This is a genomic window from Streptomyces sp. NPDC054842, assembly GCF_053611025.1.
Genome location: NZ_JBSGZN010000042.1, coordinates 1 through 17,951 on the forward strand (window position 1 = coordinate 1; position 17,951 = coordinate 17,951).

General features: G+C 71.4%; 20 protein-coding genes. 15 read left to right on the forward strand and 5 right to left on the reverse strand.

Annotated features, from left to right (window positions below):
* Positions 1–66: 66 nt before the first annotated feature.
* Together ACWGIS_RS27655 and ACWGIS_RS27660 are read left to right on the forward strand one after the other, a co-directional pair.
* A complete protein-coding gene (locus ACWGIS_RS27655; protein WP_453365163.1) occupies positions 67–423 on the forward strand; it encodes a hypothetical protein in 357 nt (118 codons plus the stop codon).
* A gap of 401 nt (positions 424–824) precedes the next feature.
* A complete protein-coding gene (locus ACWGIS_RS27660) occupies positions 825–1,931 on the forward strand; it encodes an amidohydrolase family protein (RefSeq protein WP_453365164.1) in 1,107 nt (368 codons plus the stop codon).
* Positions 1,932–1,979: 48 nt separating this feature from the next.
* On the opposite strand, the gene ACWGIS_RS27665 is transcribed toward ACWGIS_RS27660, so the two are convergent.
* From ACWGIS_RS27665 to ACWGIS_RS27680, 4 genes are read right to left on the reverse strand one after another with little or no spacing between them, the layout of a single operon-like run.
* On the reverse strand, positions 1,980–2,987 hold the full coding sequence (locus ACWGIS_RS27665; RefSeq protein ID WP_453365165.1) for a COX15/CtaA family protein: 1,008 nt from the start codon (positions 2,985–2,987) through the stop codon (positions 1,980–1,982).
* Positions 2,988–3,029: 42 nt separating this feature from the next.
* Positions 3,030–3,800: an ABC transporter permease gene (locus tag ACWGIS_RS27670; protein WP_453365166.1), complete on the reverse strand. Its 771-nt coding sequence runs from the start codon at positions 3,798–3,800 to the stop codon at positions 3,030–3,032.
* Complete coding sequence (locus ACWGIS_RS27675) at positions 3,797–4,720, reverse strand: ABC transporter ATP-binding protein (RefSeq protein ID WP_453365167.1); 924 nt, start codon at positions 4,718–4,720, stop codon at positions 3,797–3,799. The genes ACWGIS_RS27670 and ACWGIS_RS27675 overlap by 4 nt, the downstream gene beginning before the upstream one ends.
* 11 nt (positions 4,721–4,731) lie before the next feature.
* Positions 4,732–5,631: an aminoglycoside N(3)-acetyltransferase gene (locus ACWGIS_RS27680; protein ID WP_453365168.1), complete on the reverse strand. Its 900-nt coding sequence runs from the start codon at positions 5,629–5,631 to the stop codon at positions 4,732–4,734.
* 160 nt (positions 5,632–5,791) lie between these two features.
* On the opposite strand from ACWGIS_RS27680, the gene ACWGIS_RS27685 reads away from it, so the two are divergent.
* The 13 genes from ACWGIS_RS27685 to ACWGIS_RS27745 all read left to right on the forward strand — a co-directional run bounded on the left by ACWGIS_RS27685 (position 5,792) and on the right by ACWGIS_RS27745 (position 16,806).
* Positions 5,792–6,514, forward strand: a complete 723-nt coding sequence (locus tag ACWGIS_RS27685) for a helix-turn-helix transcriptional regulator (protein WP_355786272.1) — start codon at positions 5,792–5,794, stop codon at positions 6,512–6,514.
* Positions 6,511–7,932, forward strand: a complete 1,422-nt coding sequence (gene sufB, locus ACWGIS_RS27690; protein ID WP_355786275.1) for a Fe-S cluster assembly protein SufB — start codon at positions 6,511–6,513, stop codon at positions 7,930–7,932. The genes ACWGIS_RS27685 and sufB overlap by 4 nt, the downstream gene beginning before the upstream one ends.
* 59 nt (positions 7,933–7,991) lie before the next feature.
* The gene (gene sufD, locus ACWGIS_RS27695) at positions 7,992–9,173 is read left to right on the forward strand and encodes a Fe-S cluster assembly protein SufD (protein ID WP_453365169.1); all 1,182 of its coding nucleotides are present in this window, start codon (positions 7,992–7,994) and stop codon (positions 9,171–9,173) included.
* Entirely contained in the window at positions 9,173–9,499 is a 327-nt protein-coding gene (locus ACWGIS_RS27700) for a bifunctional 3-phenylpropionate/cinnamic acid dioxygenase ferredoxin subunit (protein WP_355790809.1), read from the forward strand. The genes sufD and ACWGIS_RS27700 overlap by 1 nt, the downstream gene beginning before the upstream one ends.
* A gap of 7 nt (positions 9,500–9,506) precedes the next feature.
* Positions 9,507–10,280, forward strand: a complete 774-nt coding sequence (gene sufC / locus ACWGIS_RS27705; protein WP_453365170.1) for a Fe-S cluster assembly ATPase SufC — start codon at positions 9,507–9,509, stop codon at positions 10,278–10,280.
* Complete coding sequence (locus tag ACWGIS_RS27710; RefSeq protein WP_453365171.1) at positions 10,277–11,533, forward strand: cysteine desulfurase; 1,257 nt, start codon at positions 10,277–10,279, stop codon at positions 11,531–11,533. Before sufC ends, ACWGIS_RS27710 begins: the two co-directional genes overlap by 4 nt.
* 15 nt (positions 11,534–11,548) lie before the next feature.
* Positions 11,549–12,013, forward strand: coding sequence for a Fe-S cluster assembly sulfur transfer protein SufU (gene sufU / locus ACWGIS_RS27715; RefSeq protein WP_355790818.1), 465 nt, complete (start codon positions 11,549–11,551; stop codon positions 12,011–12,013).
* Positions 12,010–12,348 (forward strand): metal-sulfur cluster assembly factor, encoded by a 339-nt coding sequence (locus ACWGIS_RS27720; RefSeq protein WP_355790821.1) that lies wholly within the window; start codon positions 12,010–12,012, stop codon positions 12,346–12,348. Before sufU ends, ACWGIS_RS27720 begins: the two co-directional genes overlap by 4 nt.
* Positions 12,349–12,462: 114 nt before the next feature.
* Positions 12,463–12,783 (forward strand): DMT family transporter, encoded by a 321-nt coding sequence (locus ACWGIS_RS27725; protein ID WP_453365172.1) that lies wholly within the window; start codon positions 12,463–12,465, stop codon positions 12,781–12,783.
* A complete protein-coding gene (locus ACWGIS_RS27730; protein WP_453365173.1) occupies positions 12,783–13,319 on the forward strand; it encodes a TetR/AcrR family transcriptional regulator in 537 nt (178 codons plus the stop codon). The genes ACWGIS_RS27725 and ACWGIS_RS27730 overlap by 1 nt, the downstream gene beginning before the upstream one ends.
* Before the next feature lie 387 nt (positions 13,320–13,706).
* Positions 13,707–14,696 (forward strand): 2,3,4,5-tetrahydropyridine-2,6-dicarboxylate N-succinyltransferase, encoded by a 990-nt coding sequence (dapD, locus tag ACWGIS_RS27735; RefSeq protein ID WP_453365174.1) that lies wholly within the window; start codon positions 13,707–13,709, stop codon positions 14,694–14,696.
* 341 nt (positions 14,697–15,037) lie between these two features.
* Positions 15,038–15,595 (forward strand): SigE family RNA polymerase sigma factor, encoded by a 558-nt coding sequence (locus ACWGIS_RS27740; protein ID WP_453365221.1) that lies wholly within the window; start codon positions 15,038–15,040, stop codon positions 15,593–15,595.
* The gene (locus ACWGIS_RS27745; protein ID WP_453365175.1) at positions 15,592–16,806 is read left to right on the forward strand and encodes a WD40 repeat domain-containing protein; all 1,215 of its coding nucleotides are present in this window, start codon (positions 15,592–15,594) and stop codon (positions 16,804–16,806) included. Before ACWGIS_RS27740 ends, ACWGIS_RS27745 begins: the two co-directional genes overlap by 4 nt.
* Before the next feature lie 101 nt (positions 16,807–16,907).
* On the opposite strand, the gene dapA is transcribed toward ACWGIS_RS27745, so the two are convergent.
* Entirely contained in the window at positions 16,908–17,840 is a 933-nt protein-coding gene (gene dapA / locus ACWGIS_RS27750) for a 4-hydroxy-tetrahydrodipicolinate synthase (RefSeq protein ID WP_453365176.1), read from the reverse strand.
* Positions 17,841–17,951: the final 111 nt, after the last annotated feature.

Here is a 17,951-nt window from a genome sequence, read left to right on the forward strand (position 1 = left end):
GTGCGTGGCCAAGGCCACGCACCCCGCCCGTCGCCGTTTGATCTACCCGTCGGTAGCATCCTGGCCATGGCAGACACCGAGCAGGTTGACGAGAGCACCGGCGCCACGCAGGACGCCAAGGCCGAGCGCAGGGCGGCCCGGCTCGCCAAGGAGATCGCCGCCTTCGCCAAGGCCCACGGCGGCACGGAAGGCCACGTCGAGTACCTCGGGCAGCGCGGCGCCCGGATCGTGCTCGTCGGCGCCGACGGCGGCTGGGGCGACATCGTGGCCCCCACCCACGAGATCGCCGAACAAGCGGTGAAGAAGGCGGGCATCACCGTTCACGAGGAGTTCGACGGCGAGTTCGCCGCCAAGGTGCAGACGGGCCCGTACGAGTGGAAGCGCATGGCAGGCCTCCAACTCGGCACCCCCACAGACCGCTAGACCCGCCCAACCTCCAAGCGGCCGGGCACAGCCCCGCCAAGGGACGCGGGGAACGGCGCGCCCAGCCCCCACAAACCCGCACCCAAGTGGCCGGGCGCAGCCCCGCCAAGGGGCGCGGGGAACGGCGCGCCAAGCCCCCACGAACCGGCACCCGGAAAGCCGGGCGCAGCCCCGGTAAGGGGCGCGAGGAACGGCGCGCCCAGCCCCCACGCAGGGGCACTCAAAAACGCGGACGCAGCCGGGAAACGCACCCCCTCCGCGCCCCCGCGCAGAAACCGGCGCCCACCCCGCAAACAGGTGACAAAGCGGAGCGCCTTCGCACGGGGTGTGCGCCAGCAACACCTCCCGCCCGCTCCACCCGTTAGGACCTGAGAAAGCACGGTCCACTCACGGGAGCCCGGATGATCGAAACGCCGTCCCTCGTGGACCAGTACTGCCACGGAGTGCTCCGCACGGAGCTGGGCCTCGGCACCTTCGAGGCCCACCTCTCCCGCACCGAGGGCCCCGCCGCCCCCGGCACCACGTTCTTCGACACGCAGACGGGCTTCGCGGTACGCCGCTGGTGCCCGCCCCTGCTGGGCCTGGAACCGCACTGCCCGCCGGCGCACTACCTGGCCAGGCGCCGCGAACTGGGCGTCCTGGAGTCGGGCCGCAGGCTCCTGCGGGGCAGCGGCATCACCACGTACCTCGTCGACACCGGGCTGCCCGGCGACCTCACGGGTCCCGGCGAGATGGCCTCGGCGGGGGCTGCCGACGCCCACGAGGTGGTCCGGCTGGAGCTGCTGGCCGAGCAGGTCGCCGACACCTCCGGCACCGTCGAGTCGTTCCTCGCCAACCTCGCCGAGTCCGTGCACGGCGCGGCTTCGAACGCCGTCGCCTTCACCTCCGTGGCCGGCATGCGGCACGGTCTCGCGCTGGCACCCGAGCCGCCGGGGCCGGGGGAGGTACGGGGCGCGGCGGGCCGCTGGCTGGCGGGGCGGCGCGTGGGCGGGGAGCTGAGCGACCCGGTCCTGCTGCGGCACCTGCTGTGGATCGCGGTGGCCTCGGGACTGCCGCTCCAGCTCCACGCGGGCGTGGGCGAACCCGGCCTGCGCATCGACCGCACCGATCCGGCCCTGCTCACCGACTTCGCCCGTGCCACCGCCGGGCTCGGCACCGACCTGGTGCTGCTGCACGGCTACCCGTACCACCGCCACGCGGCCCATCTCGCCGGCGTCTATCCGCACGTGTACGCCGACCTCGGAGCCGCGCTGGTGCGCACCGGGGCACGGGCCGCCGCGGTGCTCGCGGAGATCCTGGAGCTGGCGCCCTTCGGCAAGCTGCTCTTCTCCAGCGGCGCCCACGGCCTGCCCGAACTCCATGTGGTGGGCGCACGCCTGTTCCGTGAGGCGCTCGCGCGGGTGCTCGGCACCTGGGTGGCCGAGGGGGCGTGGTCGCTGGCGGACGCGCAGCGGGTGGCCGGCCTCATCGCGGCGGGCAACGCACGGCGCGTGTACACCCTGGAGTGAGCGTCCCGGGGGTGCGGGAGCGGGCGTCCCGCCGGAGCGGGACGCGGCTCACGCGCGCGTGAGTGCCGATTCCGCCGAGGGGCCGGGCACGTCCGCCACGGCGTCCGGCCGCTCGCGCAGCGCGAGCAGCACGCGCAGGACGCCGATCCACACCAGGCAGGAGCCGAGCATGTGGAGGCCGACCAGCGCCTCCGGGAGGTCCGTGAAGTACTGGACGTAGCCGATGACGCCCTGGCCGAGGAGGATCAGGAACAGGTCGCGGGTGCGGTCCAGCGGGCCCTTGGGGGCGTCGACGGCCTTGAGCACGAACCACAGGGCGAACGTCAGCGTCACCACGATCCAGGCCAGCACGGCGTGCAGCTTGGTGACGGTCTCCCAGTCCAGCGGCATGCGGTCGACGTCGCTGGAGTCCCCCGCGTGCGGACCCGCGCCGGTGACGACGGTGCCGACCGCGATCAGCAGCACGGACGCGGCGACCAGGAACCACACGAGCTGCTGCACGGCCTTGCCGACCAGGGGGCGCGGCTCGCCGTCGCCCTCCCGGGTGCGCTGCCACATCACCGTGGCGACCGCGATGAGTGCCGTGGAGAGCAGGAAGTGGGCGGCGACCGTGTACGGGTTCAGGCCGACCAGGACGACGATCCCGCCGAGGATCGCGTTGCCCATGACCACCCAGAACTGCGCCCAGCCGAGCCGGGTGAGGCCTCGCCGCCACGGCTTCTGCGAGCGGGCCGCGACGATCGCCCAGCCGACCGCGGCGCAGAGCACGTAGGTCAGCATGCGGTTGCCGAACTCGATGACGCCGTGGAGGCCCATCGCGCTGGTGGTGGTCAGCGAGTCGTCCGTGCACTTGGGCCACGTCGGGCAGCCGAGCCCGGAGCCGGTCAGCCGCACGGCGCCGCCGGTGACCACGATGACCACCGCCATGACGAGGGCGGCGAGGGCCGCCCGCCGCACCGTCCGGGGCGTGGGGGTCCAGTGTTCGGCGATGAAGGCGAGCGGACTGCGCGCGGCGAGGGCCACGTCGGCTCGGGTCACGTTTGGCACGTGCACCATCGTAGGCGGCGGCTTGTGCACGCCTTCACGAGGGGGAGGTCTCTACTCCCACCGGAAGAATCGGGCAGCCGCTCCGAGCCCCACGACCGCCCAGACGGCGAGGATGCCCAGGTCGCCCCACGGCATCCCGGCGCCGTGCTGGAGGACGTCCCGCAGTCCGTCCGACAGAGCGGAGACCGGCAGCAGTGCGAGCACGTCCTGCGCCCCGGCGGGGAACTTGTCGAGCGGGACGATGACGCCGCCGCCGACCAGGAGCAGCAGGAAGACCAGGTTGGCTGCGGCCAGCGTGGCCTCCGCCTTCAGCGTGCCGGCCATCAGCAGTCCGAGCCCGGAGAAGGCGGCGGTGCCGAGGACCAGCAGGAGCAGGACGGCCGCCGGGCTGCCGTGCGGGGACCAGCCGAGCGCGAGCGCGATCGCCGTCAGCAGGACCACCTGGAGGATCTCGGTGACCAGGACGGACGCCGTCTTCGCGGTCATCAGCGCCCACCGCGGCAGCGGGGAGGCGGCGAGCCGCTTCAGGACGCCGTAGCGGCGCTCGAAGCCGGTCGCGATGGCCTGACCGGTGAACGCGGTCGACACCACCGCGAGCGCGAGGATGCCGGGGGCCAGGAAGTCGACGGCCTCGCCCTTGCCGGTGTCGACGACGTCCACCGTGCTGAACAGGACGAGCAGCAGCGTCGGGATGACGACCGTGAGGAGGAGCTGCTCGCCGTTGCGCAGCAGCATCCTCGTCTCCAGGGCCGCCTGCGCGGCGATCATCCGGGGGAGCGGCGCGGCTCCCGGCCGCGGGGAGTACGTACCGGCGGCGCTCATCCGCGCAGCTCCTTGCCCGTGAGTTCCAGGAAGACGTCTTCGAGGGTGCGGCGTTCGACGGAGATCTTCTCCGGCATCACCCCGTGCTGCGCGCACCAGGAGGTGACCGTGGCCAGCAGCTGCGGATCGACCTTGCCGCCCACCCGGTACGCGCCCGGCGTCAGCTCGACCGCCGTCGAGTCCGCCGGGAGGGCCTTCAGCAGGGATGCCACGTCGAGCCCGGGGCGGCCGCTGAAGCGCAGGGTGTTCTCGGCGCCGCCGCGGCACAGTTCGTCGGGCGAGCCCTGCGCGACGACCCGGCCGGCGTCGATGATCGCGACGTCGTCGGCGAGTTCCTCGGCCTCGTCCATGTGGTGCGTGGTGAGGATGACGGAGACGCCGTCGGCGCGCAGGTCGCGGACGAGGTCCCAGGTCGCGCGGCGGGCCTGCGGGTCGAGGCCGGCGGTGGGCTCGTCGAGGAAGACCAGCTCGGGGCGGCCGACGACGGCCATGGCGAGCGCGAGCCGCTGCTGCTGGCCGCCGGACAGCCGGCGGTACGTCGTCCGGCCGCAGCTGCCCAGCCCGAGCCGCTCGATCAGCGCGTCCACGTCCAGCGGGTGCGCGTGCAGCCGGGCCACGTGGCGGAGCATCTCGTCGGCGCGCGCGCCCGAGTAGACACCGCCGGACTGGAGCATCACGCCGATCCGCGGACGCAGCCGGGCGGAGTCCCGGACCGGGTCGAGACCCAGGACGCGCACGCTGCCGGAGTCCGGTCTGCGGTACCCCTCGCAGGTCTCGACGGTGGTGGTCTTGCCCGCGCCGTTGGGCCCGAGGACGGCGGTGACGCCCGCCCCGGCCACCAGGTCGAGGCCGTCCACCGCGGTCTTCGTGCCGTACCGCTTCACCAGGGCCTGGACCTGGACGACGGGCTCGCTTCGCATGAGGCGCAAGTCTAGGGACGCGTCGGGGTGCCGCGGCGGGCGGGGGCCACGACCCCGGGGGCCCTAGGCGGTCCCGGGCGGCCCCGCGACGGCTCCCCGGTGATCCACTCCTCGCGCGGGCGGTGCAGCGCGAGCCACCGCTCGGCGTACGCCACGGCGGCGGCCACGGGGAACAGCCGGGCCCCGGCGGCGCCCACCCGGCCCCGTACGACCGCGCGGTCCCGCTCGAAGTCGGCGCCCAGTTCGTCGAAGCGCTCGGAACTGACCGACACCTCGGTCACCACCTCCCAGCGCGCCGCCCCGTCGGGTCCGGTCACCGGGCGTCCCACCTCGGCCAGGGGCGACGGGATGCGGTACTCGGCGAGGTGGAAGGCGGTGCACGTGTCGTATCCGGCGCCGAGCAGCAGGACGCGGGCGTCCATGGCCTCCAGGCGGGCCAGCGGGCTGCGCTCACCGAGGCGGCAGTCCGGGGCGTGCCCGTCGACGACGTGCGCGGCGCGCGGCCCCACGGCGGCGAACGAGGTCTGCGGGTGCGCGCTGCGCAGCGCGCCGGGCCAGGTGCGCACGGTCTCCGGGATCACGCCGACCCCCCGGCTGGGCGTGACGCGCGGGTCGTACGGGGGCATCGTCGCCCGGATGGCGGCCCACCACTCCTCGGGGACCGGCGGGTTCGCCCACAGCGCCGGGTCGGAGAGATCACCCGTCTGGGTGGGGACCACCAGGGTTCCTTCGGGGCCGAGCGCGTCCAGCAGTCCCTGGACGACGGCCGGCGCACCGCCGCAGACCCAGCCGAGCGAGCTGAGCGAGGTGTGCGCGAGGAGGGTCTCGCCGGGGCGGACACCGAGCGTGCGGAGCTGCTCGGCGACGTCCGCGCGGGTGACGAGTGGGCCGGTCGGAGGCGGTATGGGCACGTCCGGCAGTCTGGTGGACCGCCTCCGGGATTACCACCGTATTGATCGATCAAAGATCGTTTCCGCAGGTCAAATTAGGTATACCTAAGTGATGCAGCGCACCGTCCGCCCCGAGGGGCGCGGGTTGTCAGGGTCGAAGGAATTACGCAACAATGGCGTTGTGAAAAAGGTTGGCGAGGCTCCGCAGGAGGAACTCGCGACCGGTGAGCGGTCCACCCGCAACCGTGTCGCGCGCTCCATCCTGGACCACGGCCCGTCCACCGTGGCCGACCTCGCCGGGCGGCTCGGACTCACGCAGGCCGCCGTCCGCCGCCACCTCGACGCACTCGTCGCCGACACCGTCGTGGAAGCCCGCGAGCAGCGCGTCTACGGCGCGCGCACGCGCGGACGCCCCGCCAAGGTCTTCGCCCTGACCGACTGCGGCCGGGACGCCTTCGACCAGTCCTACGACAAGCTCGCCGCCGACGCGCTGCGCTGGATCGCCGAGCGAGAGGGCGGCGACGAGGCGATCGTCGCCTTCGCCCGCGCCAGGATCGCCGCACAGGCCGGGGCGTACCGCGAAGCCATCGAGGCCGCGACCCCCGAGGAGCGCACCGAAGCGCTGGCCAGGGCCCTGAGCGCGGACGGGTACGCTGCTACGGCGCGCAGCGCGCCGGTCGGCGAGCAGCTGTGCCAGCACCACTGCCCGGTCGCCCACGTCGCCGAGCAGTTCCCGCAGCTGTGCGAGGCGGAGACCGAGATCTTCTCCCAGCTGCTCGGCACGCACGTGCAGCGGCTGGCCACCATCGCCCACGGCGACGGCGTGTGCACCACGTTCATCCCCAAGATTTCCCAGACCACTGACAACGCATCTGCAAGCACGGCCGGGAGGAACCCCGCATGACTCTCCCCACGGAGACTGCTCACCCCGAACTCGAGGGTCTGGGCAAGTACGAATACGGCTGGGCCGACTCCGACACGGCCGGCGCCTCTGCGAAGCGCGGCATCAACGAGGACGTCGTCCGCGACATCTCGTCGAAGAAGAACGAGCCGGAGTGGATGACCAAGCTCCGTCTCAAGGGCCTGCGCCTGTTCGAGAAGAAGCCCATGCCGAACTGGGGCTCGGACCTGTCGGGCATCGACTTCGACAACATCAAGTACTTCGTGCGCTCCACGGAGAAGCAGGCGGAGTCCTGGGAGGACCTGCCCGAGGACATCAAGAACACGTACGACAAGCTCGGCATCCCCGAGGCGGAGAAGCAGCGCCTCGTCGCCGGTGTCGCGGCCCAGTACGAGTCCGAGGTCGTCTACCACCAGATCCGCGAGGACCTGGAGGAGCAGGGCGTCATCTTCCTGGACACCGACACCGCTCTCAAGGAGCACCCGGAGCTCTTCAAGGAGTACTTCGGCACGGTCATCCCGGTCGGTGACAACAAGTTCGCCTCGCTGAACACCGCCGTGTGGTCCGGCGGCTCGTTCATCTACGTCCCCAAGGGCGTGCACGTCGAGATCCCGCTCCAGGCCTACTTCCGTATCAACACGGAGAACATGGGCCAGTTCGAGCGGACGCTGATCATCGTCGACGAGGACGCCTACGTCCACTACGTCGAGGGCTGCACGGCGCCGATCTACAAGTCGGACTCCCTGCACTCCGCGGTGGTCGAGATCATCGTGAAGAAGGGCGCCCGCTGCCGTTACACGACCATCCAGAACTGGTCGAACAACGTCTACAACCTGGTCACCAAGCGCGCCGTGGCGTACGAGGGCGCGACCATGGAGTGGATCGACGGCAACATCGGATCCAAGGTCACCATGAAGTACCCGGCCGTCTACCTGATGGGCGAGCACGCCAAGGGCGAGACGCTCTCCATCGCCTTCGCCGGCGAGGGCCAGCACCAGGACGCCGGCTCCAAGATGGTCCACATGGCGCCGAACACGTCGTCCAACATCGTCTCCAAGTCCGTGGCGCGCGGCGGCGGCCGCACCTCCTACCGCGGCCTCGTCGAGATCGGTGAGGGCGCCCACGGCTCGAAGTCCAACGTGCTGTGCGACGCGCTGCTCGTCGACACGATCTCCCGCTCCGACACGTACCCCTACGTGGACGTCCGCGAGGACGACGTGTCCATGGGCCACGAGGCGACCGTCTCCAAGGTCTCCGAGGACCAGCTCTTCTACCTGATGAGCCGCGGTCTCTCCGAGTTCGAGGCGATGGCCATGATCGTGCGCGGCTTCGTCGAGCCGATCGCGAAGGAACTCCCCATGGAGTACGCCCTCGAACTCAACCGGCTGATCGAGCTGCAGATGGAAGGCGCGGTCGGCTGAGACCCGTCCTGACAGCAGCGGCAATTTTCTGACGTAGGAAAGAGAGCAGACCGACAGCCATGGCTGAGGCTACGAATATCCCGGTGGGGTCCACCACCGCCGGCCAGATCGCGGTGGCCGCCGAGTCGACCGTCGCCACGCGCATGAGCGCGCCCCCCTCCTTCGACGTGCGGGACTTCCCGGTCCCGCACGGCCGCGAGGAGGAGTGGCGGTTCACCCCGCTGGAGCGCCTGCGCGGACTGCACGACGGCACCGCGGTCGCCACCGGCGAGGGCGTGAAGGTCGACGTCCAGGCCCCCGAGGGCGTCACCGTCGAGACCGTCGGCCGTGACGACGCGCGCCTCGGCAGGGCGGGCACCCCGGTGGACCGCGTCGCCGCCCAGGCCTACTCGGCGTTCGAGAAGGCCGGTGTCGTCACCGTCGCCAAGGAGACGGTGCTCACCGAGCCGATCCGCATCGCCGTGCACGGCCAGGGCGGAGTCGCCTACGGCCACCAGGTCATCGAGCTCGGAGCCTTCGCCGAGGCCGTCGTCGTCATCGACCACACCGGTGACGCCGTGCTGGCCGCCAACGTCGACTACGTCCTCGGCGACGGCGCCAAGCTGACCGTCGTCTCCGTCCAGGACTGGGACGACAAGGCCGTGCACGTGGCCCAGCACAACGCGCTGATCGGCCGCGACGCCACCCTGAAGTCGTTCGTCGTCACCTTCGGCGGCGACCTCGTACGGCTGCACCCGCGCGTCGCCTACGCCGGCACCGGCGGCGAGGCCGAGCTGTTCGGCCTCTACTTCACCGACGCCGGCCAGCACCAGGAGCACCGCCTCCTCGTCGACCACAACACCCCGCACTGCAAGTCGAACGTCGCCTACAAGGGCGCGCTCCAGGGCGACGGCGCCCACGCGGTGTGGATCGGCGACGTCCTCATCGAGGCCAAGGCCGAGGGCACCGACACCTACGAGATGAACCGCAACCTGGTTCTCACCGACGGCGCCCGCGTCGACTCCGTGCCGAACCTGGAGATCGAGACCGGCGAGATCGTCGGCGCCGGCCACGCCTCGGCGACCGGCCGCTTCGACGACGAGCAGCTCTTCTACCTGATGGCGCGCGGCATCCCGGCCGACGACGCCCGCCGTCTGGTGGTCCGCGGCTTCTTCGCCGAGCTGGTCCAGCAGATCGGCGTCGCCGACATCCAGGAGCGCCTCCTCGCCCGCATCGACGAGGAGCTGGAGGCGTCGGTCTGATGACTGCTGCGTCCTTCGTACGCGCCTGTGCGCTGAGCGAGCTCGAGGAGGACACCCCCAAGCGGGTGGAACTCGACGGCACGCCGGTGTCCGTGGTGCGCACCGAGGGCGAGGTGTTCGCGATCAACGACATCTGCTCGCACGCGAACGTCTCGCTCTCCGAGGGCGAGGTGGAGGACTGCCAGATCGAGTGCTGGCTGCACGGATCTGCCTTCGACCTCCGCACCGGCAAGCCGTCCGGCCTTCCCGCGACGCGCCCCGTCCCCGTATACCCCGTAAAGATCGAAGGGGACGACGTGCTCGTCTCCCTCTCCCAGGAGTCCTGAGGCACCCATGGCAACGCTTGAAATCCGAGACCTGCACGTCACCGTCGAGGCCGACAACGCCACGAAGGAGATCCTCAAGGGCGTCGACCTCACCGTGAAGCAGGGCGAGACGCACGCCATCATGGGCCCGAACGGCTCCGGCAAGTCCACGCTCGCCTACTCGCTCGCGGGTCACCCGAAGTACACGATCACCGGCGGCACCGTCACCCTCGACGGCGAGGACGTCCTGGAGATGTCCGTCGACGAGCGCGCCCGCGCCGGCCTGTTCCTGGCGATGCAGTACCCGGTCGAGGTCCCCGGCGTCTCGGTCTCCAACTTCCTGCGCACCTCCGCCACCGCGATCCGCGGCGAGGCCCCCAAGCTGCGCACCTGGGTGAAGGAGGTCAAGGAGGCCATGGAGCGCCTCAACATGGACCCGTCCTTCGCCGAGCGCAACGTCAACGAGGGCTTCTCCGGCGGCGAGAAGAAGCGCCACGAGATCCTCCAGCTCGAACTGCTCCGGCCGAAGGTCGCCATCCTCGACGAGACGGACTCCGGTCTGGACGTCGACGCGCTCCGCATCGTCTCCGAGGGCGTCAACCGCGTCCGCGAGACCGGCGAGGTGGGCACCCTGCTCATCACGCACTACACGCGCATCCTGCGCTACATCAAGCCCGACTTCGTGCACGTCTTCTCCGGCGGCCGCATCGTCGAGTCCGGCGGCGCCGAACTCGCCGACAAGCTGGAGAACGAGGGCTACGAGTCGTACGCAGTCGACGCGAAGGGTGGCGTATCCGCGTGACACAGCTGCCGGGCCTCCTCGACACCGAGGCGATCCGCAAGGACTTCCCCATCCTGGACCGCCAGGTCCACGACGGCAGGAAGCTCGTGTACCTGGACAACGCGGCGACCTCGCAGAAGCCGCGCCAGGTGCTCGACGCTCTGAGCGGTTACTACGAGCGCTACAACGCCAACGTCCACCGCGGTGTGCATGTGCTCGCCGAGGAGGCCACGGCGCTGTACGAGGGCGCGCGTGACAAGGTCGCCGCCTTCATCAACGCGCCGAGCCGCGACGAGGTGATCTTCACCAAGAACGCCTCGGAGTCGCTCAACCTCGTGGCCAACATGCTGGGCTGGGCCGACGAGCCCTACCGCGTGGACCACGAGACCGAGATCGTCATCACGGAGATGGAGCACCACTCCAACATCGTCCCGTGGCAGCTGCTGTCGCAGCGCACCGGCGCGAAGCTGAAGTGGTTCGGCCTCACCGACGACGGCCGCCTCGACCTGTCCGACATCGAGGAGGTCATCACCGAGAAGACGAAGATCGTCTCCTTCGTGCTGGTCTCCAACATCCTGGGCACGGTCAACCCGGTCGAGGCGATAGTGCGCCGCGCCCAGGAGGTCGGCGCGCTGGTCCTCATCGACGCCTCGCAGGCCGCCCCGCACATGCCGCTGGACGTGCAGGCGCTGCAGGCCGACTTCGTCGCCTTCACCGGACACAAGATGTGCGGCCCGACCGGCATCGGCGTCCTGTGGGGCCGCCAGGAGCTGCTGGAGGACCTGCCCCCGTTCCTCGGCGGCGGCGAGATGATCGAGACGGTGTCGATGCACTCGTCGACGTACGCTCCCGCTCCGCACAAGTTCGAGGCGGGCACGCCCCCGATCGCGCAGGCGGTCGGTCTCGGCGCGGCCATCGACTACCTGAGCTCGATCGGCATGGACAAGATCCTCGCCCACGAGCACGCGCTCACCGAGTACGCGGTGCGGCGGCTCGCGGAGGTCCCCGACCTCAGGATCATCGGCCCGACGACGGCCGAGGACCGCGGCGCCGCGATCTCGTTCACGCTGGGCGACATCCACCCCCACGACGTGGGCCAGGTCCTGGACGAGCAGGGCATCGCCGTCCGGGTCGGACACCACTGCGCGCGCCCGGTCTGCCTCCGTTACGGAATTCCTGCGACCACGCGAGCGTCGTTCTATCTGTACTCCACGCCTTCCGAGATCGACGCCCTGGTCGACGGCCTGGAGCACGTACGGAACTTCTTCGGCTGAGGAGCTGGCTGAGTCGTGAAGCTTGATTCGATGTACCAGGAAGTCATCCTGGACCACTACAAGCACCCGCACGGGCGCGGTCTCCGGGATGGCGACGCCGAGGTGCACCACGTCAACCCCACGTGCGGCGACGAGATCACGCTGCGCGTGAAGTACGACGGCGAGCAGATCGCGGACATCTCGTACGAGGGCCAGGGCTGCTCGATCAGCCAGGCCTCGGCCTCCGTGCTCAACGAGCTCCTCGTCGGCAAGGGCCTGTCCGAGGCGCAGAAGGTCCAGGAGACCTTCCTGGAGCTGATGCAGTCCAAGGGCCGGATCGAGCCGGACGACGCGATGGAGGAGGTGCTGGAGGACGCGGTCGCGTTCGCCGGTGTCTCCAAGTACCCGGCCCGGGTCAAGTGCGCCCTCCTGAGCTGGATGGCATGGAAGGACGCGACGGCCCAGGCACTGGGCGAGAGCGCCGAGAGGAAGACGGCATGAGCGAGAACGAGACCTTGACGACGAAGCCCGCCTCGGAAGAGGAAGTCCGCGAGGCGCTGTACGACGTCGTCGACCCCGAGCTGGGAATCGACGTCGTCAACCTCGGCCTGATCTACGGCATCCACATCGACGACGCGAACATCGCGACGATCGACATGACGCTGACGTCCGCGGCCTGTCCGCTCACCGACGTCATCGAGGACCAGGCCAAGTCCGCCACGGACGGCATCGTCAACGAACTGCGCATCAACTGGGTCTGGATGCCCCCGTGGGGCCCCGACAAGATCACGGACGACGGGCGCGAGCAGCTCCGCGCGCTCGGGTTCAACGTCTGACGCACACCCCGTGAACGAGGCCCCCGGCATCCCGCCGGGGGCCTCGTCCGTGTCCGCCGACGTCCAGGGTCGTGTTGTGTACGCCTGTACACAACGATGTGTACCCTCGTACACATGGGATACCTGCTGCTCGCCGGGGCCATCGCCGCCGAGGTGGCCGCCACGACCGCCATGAAGTACAGCGAGGGCTTCAGCAGACTCTGGCCGTCGCTGGTGACGCTCCTCGGCTACGTCATCGCTTTCGCGCTGCTGGCGCAGACCCTCAAGACCGTGTCGGTCGGCACGGCGTACGCCATCTGGGCCGGCGCGGGCACCGCCGTCATCGCCGCCATCGGGATGGTCTTCCTCGGCGAGGGCCTCACCGCGGCCAAGCTCGCCGGCATCGCGCTGATCATCGCCGGGGTCGTCGTGCTGAACCTGGGCGGGGCCCACTGATGGCCCGCCGCCACGACCCCGAGCGGCGCCGGCGGATCGTCGAGGCGGCGATCCGCGTCGTCGGCGCCAAGGGCATCGCGGGGCTGACCCACCGCTCCGCCGCCGCCGAGGCCGACGTGCCGCTCGGCTCCACCACCTACCACTTCGCAACCCTCGACGAACTGCTGGTCGCCGCGCTGCGCCAGGCCAACGAGGGCTTCGCCAAGGTGCTGGCGGCGCGCGGCGCCCTGGAGGACACCCGGACCGACCTGGCCGCCGAACTCGCCGGGCTGGTGGGCGAATGGCTGGCCGGGGACCGTACGGGCGTCGAGCTGGAGTACGAGCTGTACCTCGCCGCGCTGCGCCGCCCGGCGCTGCGGCCGGTCGCCGCGGAGTGGTGCGAGGACCTCGCCGGACGGCTGGCCCGCCGCACCGACCCGCTCACGGCACGGGCCCTCGTCGCCCTCGTGGACGGGATCTGCCTCCAGGTACTGCTGACGGGGACGCCCTACGACGAGGAGTACGCGCGGGAGGTGCTGGCGCGGGTGATTCCCTGAGGGTGGGTGATCCCTTGAGGGGTGGTCTTTTGGGGGACGGGCGTCGGCGCGGGCCGACGCGGTGGGCAGTGACGCCGGTGTCTCCGGGCCGCTCATCGGGGGTGTCGTGGCCGCCGGAATTCGTGGCCTTCCCCTGCCGGCGGTGGACCGGGGAGCGGGGTCCGTGGCCGCCGTTGTGCTCGGCTCCCTCGATCGGCGGGGTGAGAACGGGGTTCGTGGCCGCGTGCGATCGGCGGTGGGCCGGGAGCCGGGTGTCGTGGTCGCCGGTGTTCCTGGGCGCCCTCCGCCGGGCGGTGGGCGTGTCGGCGGTGGGCCGGGCGGCCCGGTCTCTGAGACGCCTCGCGCACGGGTTCGCCTCCGCGGCCCTCGGCCGGTTAGGTTGCCCTCATGACCGACACGACTGCTACTCGCACCACCGGCGCCGTCGCCGCCGGGCTCGCCACCCTCACCGCCGACGGCACCGTCCTCGACACCTGGTTCCCCGCCCCCGAACTGTCCGCCGAGCCCGGCCCGGCCGGCACCGAGCGGCTGTCCGCCGAGCGTGCCGTGGAGCTGCTCGGCGAGGGCGCCGCCAAGGCCATCGGGCCCGACGCCCGCCGTGGCGTCGAGGTGGTCGCGGTCCGCACGGTCATCGCCTCGCTCGAAGAGAAGCCGACCGACGCCCACGACGTCTACCTGCGCCTGCACCTGCTCTCGCACCGGCTCGTGCAGCCGCACGGCCAGAGCCTGGACGGCATCTTCGGCCACCTCGCCAACGTCGCCTGGACCTCGCTCGGCCCGGTCGCCGTGGACGACGTCGAGAAGGCCCGTCTGAACGCCCGCGCCGAGGGCCTGCACCTCCAGGTGACGTCGATCGACAAGTTCCCGCGCATGACCGACTACGTCGCCCCGAAGGGCGTCCGCATCGCCGACGCGGACCGCGTCCGGCTGGGCGCGCACCTCGCCGAGGGCACGACCGTCATGCACGAGGGCTTCGTGAACTTCAACGCCGGCACGCTCGGCACGTCGATGGTCGAGGGCCGCATCTCGGCCGGCGTCGTCGTGGGCGACGGTTCGGACATCGGCGGCGGCGCCTCCACGATGGGCACCCTCTCCGGCGGCGGCAACGTCCGCATCACCATCGGCGAGCGCTGCCTGATCGGCGCCGAGGCCGGCGTCGGTATCGCGCTGGGCGACGAGTGCGTGGTGGAGGCCGGGCTGTACGTCACCGCCGGCACCCGCGTCACGATGCCCGACGGCCAGATCGTCAAGGCCCGCGAGCTCTCGGGCGCCTCGAACATCCTCTTCCGCCGCAACTCGGTCACGGGCACCGTCGAGGCCCGCCCGAACAACGCGGTCTGGGGCGGCCTGAACGACGTGCTGCACAGCCACAACTGACGTACGCCCCCACCGAGCGCCCTCCCGTCGAGCACGCGGGAGGGCGCTCGGCTGTCAGCGGGGGTGGCCGCGGCGAACCGCGCGGGCATCTCGACGTCACCCTCGCGGACGGACGCCGGCCCGCGTACGCGAGGAGCACTTCCTTCCTGCGGTGGACCCCGTGCGGCCGCTCGGCCGGTGGCGCGTCCCGACGCCCGGTGTACGGCAGCTCGGAGCACGGCAGCGACCGACCGGGGTTCCTTTGTTTTTTCTCGCGGACGCAGGCATAGCGGGGGCCCGTCCGACGCGTCACATGGGGCAGAGGGGACGGGTACATGCCCGCCGGGGAAGAGAAGGTGACGATGGATGCCGAAGGGCAGGAAAGATTCCGGGAGTTCGTGGCGAACCGGTCGTCCGCGCTGCTGAAGACGGCCGTGCTGCTCAGCGGCGGCGACCGGCACGCGGCCGAGGACCTGCTGCAGAACGCCCTGATCAAGGCGGCCGGCCGCTGGCACCGCATCGACGAACCCGAGGCGTACGTACGGCAGATCCTCTACCGCCAGCAGATCAGCCGCTGGCGCCTGAAGTGGCCGCGCCGCGAACTGAGCGTCGCCGAACCGCCGGAGGGGACGGCGGACGCGGACACCTCCGCCGCGGCCGAGCTGCGCCTGCTGATGCGCGGGGCGCTGGCCCGGCTCACCGCCCGGCAGCGCACCGTGCTCGTGCTGCGCTACTTCGAGGACCTGCCGGAGGCCGACGTGGCCCGGCTCCTGAGCTGCTCCGTCGGCACCGTGCGGTCCACGACGCACCGCTCACTCGCCCGGCTGCGCGCCCTCGCCCCCGAACTCGCCCCCGCGGCCCCGGCCGACGGTGCGGAGCGGCCGTCCCGTGACTTCTCGCCCATGGAGGCGCGCCCGTGAACGTCGAAGAACTGGTACGAGAGTCGCTCCGGGAGCAGGCCGACGAACAGCCGCCGCTAGGGCCGGACTTCGCCGACCGGGTGCTCACCGCCGGGCGCCGGCGCCGCACACGTACCTTCGCCGTGGTCGCCGCGGCCACCGCCGCCGTGGTCGCCGTCGCCGTGGCGGTACCGCTGCTGCGGTCCGGCGAGGACGACGCGCGCCTCGCGAGCCAGATGAACCGCAGCGACATCATCGCCCACCCGGACCAGACGCCGCCCCGCGACCTGATCGCGGCCGGGGACACCGCGCTGGCCGCCTACTACACCCTGCACAACGTCCGGAAGAGCGCGAAGTCCGCCGTCAACACCCGCGAGTACTCGCTGCTCGACCAGAAGACCGGCAAGTACGTCAGGACCACCAAGTGGTCCTACCTGAGCGTCGCGCCCGGGATGCGGACCGCCGCCGTCCTGGAGAAGGACCTGCCCGCGAAGCGGATCGGCCTGCTCGATCTGCTCACCGGCAAGGTCGAGCGCTGGATCCCGGCCGAGCGGGGCGTCGCGAGCGTCGAGTTCTCCTCCGACGGCGGCAAGCTCGTCGCGACGACGTACGCCAAGAACCCCGATCTGCTGTACAAGGCGGACTACGACAGCGACGGCGACGGCAAGAACAACGACTGGACCCGGGACTTCGGCCGCAGCGACCGCACGGGGTTCTACGTCGTCGACGTGGACTCCGGCAAGAGCTCCTGGGCGGCGGTCACGGACACGCAGGACGTCAACGCCCGCCAGGACTTCGCCTTCAGCGCCGACTCGAAGCTGGTGTACGGCGGGCTCATCACGCTGCCCACCGAGCAGTTCTACGACTTCGAGGGCCGCAAGGTCGCCAAGCCCGCGAACGAGAAGTACCTGCACTGGCACGTTGAAGCGCGGCTCTCTCCCGACGGCAAGCTCGCCGCCGGTGACTTCGCCGGCGGGGCGAAGACGACGGCCTCCGAGATCATCGACCCCCACACCGGCAAGAGGGTGGCCAAGGTGCACGGCCAGCAGCTGCTGGCCTGGGCCGACGACAAGCGGCTCATCGCCTGGGACATCGAGCCCGGGACCAACGAGTTCCACAACCGGCTGATGCTCGTCACGATCGGCAGCGACAAGGTCGTCCCGCTCAGCGGTTTCCGCAAGGGCAACGACGGCGCGGGCGGGCGCTGGACTCCGGTCTTCGCCCGCCGCTGAGGCGCCGGGCGGGGCGTGCCGGGTAAGGAGGGGCAGGGGGCGGACGGGGGTCGGCCCCGGCCCCTCCGACGGGTGGGGCGGACGTCGGTCGGCCCCACCCGTCAGGACACCTCGGCGACCAGCCGCTCGTACGCGGCCAGCAGCCCGTCGGCCGCCTCGCGGCCGGCGGGCCGCAGCGGCGCGCGCACCGGCCCGGCGGGCAGACCCAGCCTGGCGAGGAGCGCCTTCGCGGTGACCGCGCCGGGCAGCCCCGCGGACATCATCAGCTCGGTCAGTCCGATGACCCGCCGCTGCCTGCGCGCCGCCTCCGCCGTGTCGCCCGCGTCGAACGCGTCCAGCACGGAACGGAACTGACGGGGCGCCACATTCGCCACCGTGGAGACGTAACCCGCGCCGCCGATGGCGTACAGGGCGAGGACCTGCTCGTCGCAGCCCGCGTAGAACGCCAACTCCGTGTGCGCCAGTACCTTCTGGGTGCCCAGAAGGTCGTACGCGCAGTCCTTGACCGCCACGATCCGCGGATGCTCCGCCAGCCGGATCATCGTCGCCGGTTCGATCCGGGTGCCCGTGCGGCCGGGGATGTCGTACAGCACGAGCGGCAGTCCGCAGGCGTCCGCGACGTCCCGGAAGTGGGCCTCGACGGCGTTCTGCGGGGGCCTGCTGTAGTAGGGCGCGGTGACCAGCAGCCCGTCCGCGCCCGCCTGTTCGGCCGCCAGGGCCAGCTCCACGGTGTGCCGCGTGTCGGCCGTGCCCACCCCCGCGACGACCGGGACGTGCGCGCCGACCGCCGAGCGCACCGCGCGCACGAGCGCGGACTTCTCCGCGTCCGAGGTCGTCGGCGACTCGCCCGTGGTGCCGGAGAGCACCAGGCCGTCGCACCCCTCGGCGATCAGCCGGACGGCGAGGCGCCCCGCTCCGTCGAGGTCGAGCGCGCCCGTGTCGTCGAACGGGGTGACCATCGCGCAGAGCGCGCGGCCGAAGGGGGCGCCGGGTGCCGTCCGTACGGCACCCGGGGCGGTGGTCGGCGTAGTCATGCGGTGTCCGGAGTGGTCATACCGACAGTGTCGGCACCCGGACAGTGAAGCTCCACTTAATTTTTCTACGAGATGCTAGGTGCTCTTGCTACACAATGGGGAGCCTCGGGA